The sequence below is a fragment of the Sphaerisporangium perillae genome (assembly GCF_023276435.1).
In the GTDB taxonomy this organism is placed as follows: Bacteria; Actinomycetota; Actinomycetes; order Streptosporangiales; family Streptosporangiaceae; genus Sphaerisporangium; species Sphaerisporangium perillae.
Map to the genome: position 1 here is coordinate 222,572 of NZ_JALLPO010000009.1, position 6,821 is coordinate 229,392.

General features: G+C 70.4%; 7 protein-coding genes. 5 read left to right on the forward strand and 2 right to left on the reverse strand.

Features of this window, described 5'->3' with window-relative positions:
- The first annotated feature begins 225 nt into the window (after positions 1 to 225).
- Both MYF83_RS11530 and MYF83_RS11535 read left to right on the forward strand, forming a co-directional pair.
- Positions 226 to 1,143: a lytic polysaccharide monooxygenase gene (locus MYF83_RS11530; protein ID WP_248960240.1), complete on the forward strand. Its 918-nt coding sequence runs from the start codon at positions 226 to 228 to the stop codon at positions 1,141 to 1,143.
- Positions 1,140 to 1,739 carry a DUF305 domain-containing protein gene (locus tag MYF83_RS11535; RefSeq protein ID WP_248960241.1) on the forward strand — a complete coding sequence of 200 codons (600 nt, stop codon included), beginning with the start codon at positions 1,140 to 1,142 and terminating at the stop codon, positions 1,737 to 1,739. Before MYF83_RS11530 ends, MYF83_RS11535 begins: the two co-directional genes overlap by 4 nt.
- Positions 1,740 to 2,171: 432 nt before the next feature.
- On the opposite strand, the gene MYF83_RS11540 is transcribed toward MYF83_RS11535, so the two are convergent.
- Entirely contained in the window at positions 2,172 to 3,578 is a 1,407-nt protein-coding gene (locus MYF83_RS11540) for a GH12 family glycosyl hydrolase domain-containing protein (RefSeq protein WP_248960242.1), read from the reverse strand.
- A gap of 85 nt (positions 3,579 to 3,663) precedes the next feature.
- Entirely contained in the window at positions 3,664 to 5,187 is a 1,524-nt protein-coding gene (locus MYF83_RS11545) for an SDR family oxidoreductase (protein ID WP_248960243.1), read from the reverse strand.
- 108 nt (positions 5,188 to 5,295) lie between these two features.
- Between MYF83_RS11545 and MYF83_RS11550 the strand changes: the two genes are divergently transcribed.
- The 3 genes from MYF83_RS11550 to MYF83_RS11560 all read left to right on the forward strand — a co-directional run.
- Complete coding sequence (locus MYF83_RS11550; protein WP_248960244.1) at positions 5,296 to 5,436, forward strand: hypothetical protein; 141 nt, start codon at positions 5,296 to 5,298, stop codon at positions 5,434 to 5,436.
- Positions 5,437 to 5,472: 36 nt separating this feature from the next.
- Positions 5,473 to 5,880, forward strand: coding sequence for a nitroreductase family deazaflavin-dependent oxidoreductase (locus tag MYF83_RS11555; RefSeq protein ID WP_248960245.1), 408 nt, complete (start codon positions 5,473 to 5,475; stop codon positions 5,878 to 5,880).
- Positions 5,881 to 6,159: 279 nt separating this feature from the next.
- Positions 6,160 to 6,821 (forward strand): rhomboid family intramembrane serine protease (locus MYF83_RS11560; protein ID WP_248960246.1); only part of this gene is annotated, 662 nt, incomplete at its 3' end.

Consider the following 6,821-nt stretch of genomic DNA (forward strand, 5'->3'; position numbering starts at 1 on the left):
AAGGGCGGGCCTGCGAGGCGGCACCCTGCGCTACCGATCGGACACTGTTTGATCTCAATCGCCTGCGATGCGATCGGCGGATGTGCCCCGAATACCGTGCTGGCCGATCATGTTCGGGCTGAGTATTAATAAAGTTTCTTGCCTAGTCTTCGAACGCCTCCTCTTCTGGGTCCGTACCTAGTGACACCTAGGACCTCTCACCCTCACCTTGACAGAGGAGCTCAAGTGCACAAGCGACACAAGGCCGTCGCCGCTACCGCCGCCTTCACGGTCGCGCTCGTCCTGCTGCCAGCCCAGGCCGTCAGCGCCCACGGGACGATGTCCAACCCGCCCAGCCGCGTCTACGTGTGCAAGGACGAAGGCCCCGAGTCGCCGAAGTCGGCCGCCTGCAAGGCGGCCGTCGCGGCGAGCGGCACCCAGGCGTTCTACGACTGGAACGAGGTGTCCCTGCTCGAAGTGGGCGGCAGGCACCGCGAACTGATCCCCGACGGCAAGCTCTGCAGCGCGGGCCGGGACAAGTATCGAGGGCTGGACCTCCAGCGCGCCGACTGGCCGGCGACGAAGGTCTCCCCCGGCTCGTTCAAGCTCACCTACCACGCCACCGCCCCGCACGCGAACAGCAACTTCCAGTTCTACATCACCCGCGCGGGCTGGAACCCGACCCTGCCCCTGAAGTGGTCCGACCTGGTCTCCATCGGGACGTTCAACAACCAGAACCCCACCACGTTCACAAACTGGACCGTCACCCTGCCACAGCGCACCGGGCGGCACATCCTCTATTCGATCTGGCAGCGTGTCGTGGGCAGCAACGAAGCCTTCTATACCTGCTCAGACGTGGACTTCGGCGGCGGCACATCAAGCGCCACCCCCACATCCACCAGGACGACCACGGCGAGCCCGACCCCGAAGCCCACATCCACCGCGACGACCACGGCGAGCCCAACCCCGAAGCCCACATCCACACGGTTGCCGACCCCCACCCCGACCTCGACAAAGCCCGGCGGCACCTGGGCGGCGGGCCAGGCGTACCGGACAGGCGATCGAGTCACCTACGCGGGCGTGACCTACCAGTGCCTCCAGTCGCACACCGCCATCGCGGGATGGCAGCCCCCCAACGTCCCCGCTCTCTGGCGCCGGCTTTGACCAGGGCGGCCCCGCCGCACGCCGGTCGGCGGGGCCGCACCCGGCGAGCACACGCGAAAAGACGCCTCGCGGCCATCGTCGTCGCCGCTCTGCTGCTTTCCGGGTGCGCCTCGCAGAACGCCGAGCCGGTCGACGCCGACGACGTGATGTTCCTGCAGATGATGATCCCGCACCACAGGCAAGCCATCGAGATCGCCGCGCTGGCCGAGGCGAAGGCAGCCGATCCCACCCTGCGGACCCTGGCCGCGGCGATCAAGGTGACGCAGGACAGCGAGGTACGGCGGATGACTGCCTGGCTCCACTCCTGGGACCAGCCGCTGGCCGCGCCCGCGGACGCGCACGCCCACCACGGCGGCATGCCCGAGACCGACCGCCGGCAGATCGCCCTGCTGCGCAACGCCACCGACTTCGACCGCGACGCCCTCAACCTGCTGATCGCCCACCAGGACGACGCGGTGCAGATGGCCACGGGGGAGATCCGCAACGGCGCCAACCAGCAGGTCAAGCAGTGGGCCGAACAGGTCGAGCAGTCACGGAAGGCACAGATCGACCAGATGCTTCACCTTCTCGACCAGGGCACGCCGGACCCGGGCTGACTGGCGCCGGCGGGCTATCTGTCCGATTGGCTACAGGCAGATGGCGCTAATCAGGTAGCGGGCGTTGACCACCTCGAACAGCAGCCCGCGGCCGGTCTCGTCCAGCTTGCGGTAGCCGAACTCGTCGACCTATGCGGATATCCGCATAGGTGGAGTGGCCGCGGGCGCGGACCTCAGGGCCGGAGCCGCGCAGAGGCGGCGACTTCAGGGCCAGAAAACCCGGGACACGACGGCACTATTAGGAAGTTCCTCCTCCTAATGGGATCTGGCCGGCCACGACCGTGAGCGGCTCGGCGAGCTCGGTGGGCAGGGGCAGGTCCTGGCCGGTGGCCACCGCGAGGGCGGCCGGCCTGGGTGCGCCTGGATGGCGAAGGCCGGGTGCGGCGGGTGCCGTATCCGGCCTTCGCCGGTCGGTGAACGGAGGGGACGGGATCAGCCGACGGCGCAGCCGGTGCCGTTCAGGGTGAAGGCGGTCGGGGAAGCGTCGCTGGAGGACCAGGTGCCCTGGAAGCCGAACGAGGTGTTGCCGCCGGCCGGGATGGCCCCGTTGTGCGCGGCGTTCTTGGCCGTCACGGCCGCGCCGCTCTGCGAGAGGCTCACGTTCCAGCTGTTGGTCACCTTCTGGTCACCGGGGAAGGTGAAGCCCAGAGTCCAGCCGTTCACCGCGCTCGAGCCGGTGTTGGTGATGGTGATGCTCGCGGTGAACCCGCCAGGCCACTCGTTCTTGGTGTAGGCGACCCGGCAGGAGCCGTTGCCGCCTCCCCCGCCGCCACCGCCGGAGGCCGTGGTCACCGTGACGGTGTTGGAGGGGGCGGAGGTGTTGCCCGCGGCGTCGCGCGCCCGCACCGAGAAGGAGTACGACGTCGAGGCCGACAGCCCGGTGACGTTGTAGGACGTGCCGTTCGCGGTGCCGACCACGGTGGAGCCCCGGTAGACGTCGTATCCGGTCACGCCGACGTTGTCGTTCGACGCGTTCCACGACAGGTTCACGCCGCTGGAGGTGACGTTGGAGGCGCTCAGGTTGGCCGGCGCGCTGGGCGCGGTCGTGTCCCCGCCGCCACCGCCACCGCCGCCGACGCTGTAGGAGAAGCTGTTGACGGCCAGCCCGGTGCCACCGACCCAGGGCTCGAAGCCGGCCTGCACGCTGGTGATGTACCAGGAGCTCTGCGCGTAGCCGCGGCTCAGCATGTCGTTGTAGAAGGCCGAGACCGGGAAGCTGATCGAGCCGGTCGGCGAGGTGCGCACGTACGACACCACGTTCCAGCCGCTGTTGCCGTACCAGACGTCCCAGGTGCCGCCCGCGAGGCTCACCGTGGCGACCCTGGATCCGACCGGCTGGACGTTGCCGGTGTGGTTGAGCCAGACCATCAGCTCGGCGCCGGTGTTCTGCCCGTCGGTGCGCGCGGTCGGGTCGAACCAGACGTCGTACGCCGCGTCGTACACGCTGGAGCCGGAGGGGTAGGACATGCTCACGCTGGTCTGGATGCTCGGGAACCTGCTGTCGGTGACCCGCATGGGCAGGCTGCTGCCGGTGCTGCAGTTCGCGTAGTGGCAGCCGGCGTAGATCGCGGGGTAGGAACCGGGAGCGCCGTTCTGCGGCTTGTTGTGGCTCGCCTGGGTGACCGTGAACCCGTTGGAGGTGACGTTGATGCACTGCTGGGTGTCATCGCCCCAGTTGTTGTTGATCACGACGTACTTGCCGCCCTCGAGCGTGGTGGCGCCGTACTTCTCGCAGATCACGGTGTCCGCGCGGGCCTGACCGGTGACCACCACCGTCATGAGGATCGAGCCCACGGCGGCGAGGACGGCCGTCAGGACTCGCAGTGCTCGACGTTTCATCTTGACTCCGGGGGTGGGGGGTGGTGGGAGCGCTCCCATTTGCCTGTGACCCTAGGTCCGGCTCACCGCCGCAGAACAGCACCCGTTAGGGGAGTCGGCTCTGTTCCACCGGTTGAACAGGCATTACGTCCGCCTCTCCGGTGAAACTTTCAACTCCGAGCGCGGCTGCGGCGCGGGCGACGTTGCCGGGCATCCGGCCGAAGACCAGGCCGTGGAACGGATACACGGCCCACCAGTACAGGTGGCCCAGCAGCCCGCGCGGATGGAAGATCGCCCGCTGGCCGTACACCGTCCCGCCGTTCTCGCGGCGGCAGCTCAGCTCGAGCCAGGCGAGGCCCGGCAGCAGCATCTCGGCGCGCAGCCGCAGCAGGCGGCCCGGCTCGATCTCCTCCACCCGCCAGAAGTCCAGCGCGTCCCCCACCCGGAGCCGGGACGGGTCGCGCCTGCCCCGGCGCAGGCCCACGCCGCCGAGCAGGCGGTCGAGCAGGCCGCGCATCCGCCAGGCGACCGGCAGGGAGTACCACCCGTGGACGCCGCCGATGCCCTCGATCACCCGCCACAGCGCCTCCGGAGGCGCGTCGACCACCCTGGAGCGCTCGTCGGCATACAGGCTGCCGCCCGCCCAGTCGGGATCGGTCGGGAGCGGGTCGCTCGGGGCACCGGGCGTCGACGCCGAGGTCCAGCGCGTCTCCACGCCCGCCTCCTTGATGCGCTGGAGGGCCAGCCGCACGGCCCGGACGAACGGGGTCAGACCTCCCGGCGGGTCCGGGATGTACCGGGCGATGTCGCGCTCACGGCAGACCGCCTCGTTGCGCAGCGACTCCACGAGCGGCCGTGCCACGACCGCGGGGACCGGGGTGACCAGCCCGACCCAGTGGCTGGACAGGCTCGGCGTGAGCAGCGGCACGGGGATGACCAGCCGGGGAGGCAACCCGGCCGCGGCCGCGTACCCCTGCATCATCTCGGCGTAGGTGAGGACGTCCGGGCCGCCGATGTCGAAGGTCCGGTTCATCCCCTCAGGGAGGTCCGGCGCCCTCACCAGGTAGCGCAGCACGTCCCTGATCGCGATGGGCTGCGTGCGGGTGCGCACCCAGCGGGGCGTGGTCATGACCGGCAACCGCTCGGTGAGGTGGCGCAGCATCTCGAAGGACACCGACCCCGAGCCGATGATCACCGATGCCCGGAACGCCACGGTCGGCACCCCCGAACCGAGCAGGATGGACTCCACCTCCGCCCGCGAGCGCATGTGCGGCGACGGCCGCTCCCGCGGGGTCAGGCCGCCGAGGTACACGATGCGGCGTACCCCCGCGTCCCTGGCCGCGGCCGCGAACGTGGTGGCCGCCACCCGGTCCCTGGCGGCGAAGTCGCGGCCGGCGGCCATCGTGTGGATCAGGTAGAAGGCGACGTCGACGCCCTCCAGCGCCGCCCTCGTCGTCTCCGCCTCGGTGGCGTCCGCCTCGGCGACCTCCACCCGGCCGCGCCACGCCCGGCCGCGCAGGCGCTCGGCCGACCGCACCATGCAGCGCACGTCGTGACCGGCCTCCAGCAGCTCGGGCACGAGCCGTCCGCCGATGTAACCGGTCGCGCCGGTCACCAGGCACCGGGTCATCTCCCCACCCCCGATAGGGGCCCTACCCGGTCACGGCGCCACCCGATCCGCGGCCGGCGGCGCAGCTGCCTTCGGCTCACCGGCACGGGGCAGGCACTCGCCGAGGCCGTGCACCGGCGGCGGCGCGACCGCTTCGCCGCCGTCATGCGCGACTGGCCGGACCACGACCGCGCCACCTTCGCCCGGCTGCTCACCCGGTTCACCGACGGCATGATCCAGCAGCCGGATCATCTGGATGAAACGGGGTAGGCCACTCGGTATCCGCTCATCCGGAGGAATGCACCCATGCTTTACGGCAAAGAGCACGTCGACAGGTACCGGGCGACCGACGGCAAGGAGGGGCACGACTGGAACGGCACGACCGTCCTGCTGCTCACCACCAAGGGCCGTACCACCGGGCGGCCGTACACCACCCCGCTGATCTACCAGAAGCACGGCGACGACTTCGTCGTCGTGGCCTCCAAGGGAGGTGACCCGCGTTCTCCCGACTGGTACCAGAACCTGCAGGCCGCCCCGGAGGTCGAGGTCCAGGTCATGGGCGACAGGTTCCATGCGCGCGCCCGCACAGCGACGCCCGAGGAGAAGCCGGAGGTGTGGCGGCTGATGACGGGCACCTGGCCGCAGTACGACGAGTACCAGACCAAGACCGATCGCGAGATCCCCGTCGTGATCCTCGAACGCGCCGGCGGCTGACCGCCGCACGAGGCCGGCCGGGAGCCGCGACGGCGACCGGCGGCCCGCACCGGTGATCGGGCCGCCCGTTCGAGTGATCGGCGGCCCGTTCCAGTGATCGTTCCAGTGATCGACCCCGGAACCGTGACCAGTGGCCCGAGCGCCACGAGGCGGCAGCGGTCCGGGTCGTCACCGGTGGCCTGCCGGCCCGACATACGCGAAGATACCTGGGGTGGGACGGCCGGGCATCGTCCCGGCCGCCCGCCGAGGGGTTCCGCGCGGGCGCGCAGTCAGGGAGGCATGGTGGGCACCGAAAACCAGACGGCCGAGATCATGATCGCCGAGGCACGGAAGGCGTTCTGGGTCATGGTCGGGTTCCTGGCGTTCATCTGGCTCGTGCAGATCGCCAACTCGGTCTCCTCCTACTCCCTGAGCCGGTCCTTCGGCATCGCCGCCCGCGATCCGGCAGGGCTGCCGGAGATCGTCACCGCGCCGTTCATGCACTGGAGCTGGGAGCACATCGAGGGCAACTCCGGCCCGCTGTTCGTCTTCGGCTTCCTCGCGGCCTACCGGGGAGTGGTCAAGTTCCTCGGCGTCACCGCGCTGATCGCCGTGGCGAGCGGCCTCGGCGTCTGGTTCGTCGCGAGCGCGGACAGCATCACGGCGGGCGCGAGCGGCGTGGTGTTCGGGTACTTCGGCTACATCCTCGTGCGGGGCATCTTCGACCGGCACCGCATCGACATCGTGGTGGGGCTGGTCATGGCGCTCTGCTTCGCCTACCAGTTCACCGGGCTGCTGCCGACCGACGAGTTCAGCTGGCAGGGCCACCTGTTCGGCTTCGTGGGAGGCATCCTCGGCGGCTGGCTGTTCCGCGACCGGCGCCCGCGCGCGGCGGCGGCCGCGGCCGGCGCCGCCGCCCGGCCCCTGGGCGGCTCCGCACCCCAGGGGCCGGGCAGGCCGGA